This is a genomic window from Paenibacillus sp. CMM36 (assembly GCF_053570945.1).
The window spans coordinates 1-3,276 of record NZ_JBSEDY010000047.1 but is presented as its reverse complement, the minus strand read 5'-3'; the positions used below and the strand labels follow the sequence as shown (position 1 = coordinate 3,276).

General features: G+C 50.4%; 1 protein-coding gene. It reads right to left on the bottom strand.

Going from position 1 to position 3,276, the window contains the following annotated elements; translation table 11 throughout:
• Positions 1 to 3,276: condensation domain-containing protein (locus tag ACWA2B_RS27765; protein ID WP_449292863.1), on the bottom strand; the 3,276-nt coding region annotated here is incomplete at both ends.

Below are 3,276 nucleotides of genomic sequence, written 5' to 3'. Positions count from 1 at the left end.
TTTGCTCGATGACATGCAGTACATGTCCCTGCATCCGCTCGATCGTAGACCGATCGTATACATTGGCGTTATATCTGAACATAATGCGGAAGGTTTCATCGGGCATCACAATCAAGTCCAGATCATAGTTTGTTTGCTCGACAACCTCCACATTCGTAATTTCAAAAGCGGATGGACGAACTTCCCCAAGCTGCTCGACTTGCTCCTCTACCGGATAATTCTCAAATACCATAATGTGGTTAATCAGATGCTGCTTCTGCTCGGTCAATGCCTGAATTTCATACAGCGGGAAGCTGTCATAGGCTCCTGAGGCCAGTGCCTGCTCCTGCGTTTTCCGCATGATGTCCACAAACGTGGCATTCTGTTCACTTTGAATCCGCACTGGGATCGTATTAATGAACAGACCGATCATATGCTCTACACCCGCAATATCCGTCGGACGTCCAGATACCACACTGCCGAATACAACATCCTCATTGTTGTTATATTTCTGCAAAATAAGGCCCCACACGCTCTGCATCAGTGTATTGATCGTGACCTGCTGCTGCTTCGCAATCCGGTACATGGCTTCGCTCCACGTTGGATCCAGATCTACCGTTATTTTTTCAGAAACATATTCGCTGGTTTCGCTTGCTGTCGTGGATAGAACACTTTCGCTGCTGTCCGCTACTCGGTCTTTCGATGTTATATCCGCTCCAGGTAACAACGTCTGCTGTTCAAAGCCCGCCAAATAGCTGCTCCAATACTCTTTTGCCGCACGTTCATCCTGACGCTCTAACCATTCGATATATTGGCCATACGGTGTGATCGGAGCAAGCTCCGGCTGTTTCTGCTCCAGCAGCGCAAAGTACGTACCAAACACCTCACCCGTAACGAGCGATAAGCACCAGCCGTCCATGACAATGTGATGGAAACTCCATACCAAATGATACGTTTCTTCATCTATTTGCAATACCTGTACACGCATGAGTGCATCGGTAACGAGATTAAAACCTCTAGCTTGGTCCTCCTGCTTAAACGTCTGGATATACGCCTGTTGCTCCACTTTCGGCATTTCGCGAATATCCTTGAAGGAAAGGTCGCTATCCTTGTGACGGAACACGATTTGCAATGGCTCCTGACCGTTCCCTGTCTCAAATCGATGGAAATTCGTCCGTAGCGCTTCATGACGCTGTGTCAGTACGTCCAGACTCTTACGGAAAATATTAACATCAAAGCTGCCTTTTTGATCAAACGACGCTTGCTGGAAGTATGCACCTGAGTCCGGCTCCATCAGATGATGGAACAGCATCCCCTTCTGCATAGGCGAAAGAGCATATACATTTTCCAGTTCGCCCACAGAAGCCGTTTGCTCCGTCAATTGCTCCAGCTGCTCCAGTGTCAAGCCCTTGAACAATACATCGCTTGGAGTTAGCTCACTCCGCTCTTGGGAGGCACAATGAGCGATCACTTCCTGCAGGCTTTCCTGCAGCAACTGCGCAAAGTTTTCTACATTTTGCTGATGATATACTTTGCTGTCATAGCGAATTTCCAGTGTCAGCGTGCCCGCTGTAATCATTCCGTTCACATTCAGCGGATGCTCCAGTACGGTACGGTCACTCAACGGCTCTCCACCTGGATGTGAAGACAGCGTGATCTCACCATTTTCCAAGTCCTGATCAAATTGTCCCAAATAGTTAAAGCTGATCTCAGGCTGCAGGCTCAAGGAAGGGTCGGCAATATCCGAAGACATATACTTCAAAATACCGTAGCCAATGCCCTTATGTGGCACATGACGCAGGTCCTCTTTTACCCGCTTGATGCGCTGCCCTACTTCTAACTTTCCATCCACACCCAGCAGTACCGGGTACTGACTCGTAAACCAACCCACGGTACGGGTGATATCCACATCTGGAACAATAGCCTCCCGGCCATGCCCCTCCAGATTGACCAGCACACGCTCCTGACCGCTCCAGTTGTACAATGCAGTACCGAGTGCAGTTAGCAGTAGATCATTGACCTCGGTGTGGTACGCACGATGTGCTTCCTGAAGCAGCAGCCGGGTTTCCTGTTCGCTCCAAGCCACGCTCACCGTCTCACTGTCTCTGACCACAAAATGCTGTCCTGCCGCTCTTTCTTGATCCTTAGGTAGCGATGCAATTTCCACTTGGGCAAGACGCTGCCAATACTCACGTTCATTTTCGATCGCCGGACTGTTCGCATATTGAGACAAACGCTCTGCCCAAGCAGAGAACGAGTCCGTTTTGTATGGCAGGCGAATTGCTTCTCCCCGCACGGCCTGCTCATACCCCGTAGCAAAATCCTCAAACACAATCCGCCACGAAATGCCGTCTACGACCAAATGGTGAATGGCAATCAGTAAATGATCTCCATCTATGCAGCGGAAAAGTCCCAGCTTCACCAGCGGTCCTTCGTCTAGACGAATGGAGCTTTGAATGGCATTGGCTTTCGTTTCAATCGCCATCGCCACCTCTGCCGCATCTTCGACGCCTGTCAAATCCACAACGTCCAGATGATACAGCTCGCCTTCATTCATACCGCGATTCCACGCTTCATAGCCCTGTTCCGTCTGACGGAAGACCATACGCAAGGCATCATGATGCTCCGTCACCTGGGTCACCGTTTGACGCAATGCGGCTCCATCGAAGCCTTGTGCTCTATACAGCATCACCGATTGGTTGAAATAATGTGGCTCTGCTGAGGATTGTCCAAAGAACCATTGCTGTATTGGGCTCAATTTAACTGCTCCCGAGACCACCCGCTGATCGGCTGTGCGGCTAACTTTGTGTACATGACTGCTCAGCAGTGAAATGGACGGATATTGGAACAAATCCTTCATCTCCAGCTTGTAGCCCGCTTGCAGCAAGCGGGACGATACCTGGATCGCTTTGATCGAATCGCCACCCAGATCAAAGAAATTATCCAAAATGCCGACTCTCTTTGCTCCTAATACAGCCTGCCAAATGGACACTAACGTCTGCTCCAGCGCGGTGCGCGGCTCTACATAATCCGCTCCGCTTTGCAAGCTGCCCTCCGGTGCTGGCAGGGCCTTGCGGTCGATTTTACCGTTTGGTGTCAGTGGCATCTGCTCCAGCTGGATGAAGTACGAAGGCATCATGTAGTTGGGCAGCTCCTCACCCAGTAAGCTACGCAGCTCCCCAGCGCTTACGTCTCTTTCAGCGACATAGTACGCCACCAGTTGGTTTTGCCCCTGTTCGTCCGCTTGGGCCAGTACGATGACCTCTTGCACGTCTTCCACTTTCAAGATTTGTGCCT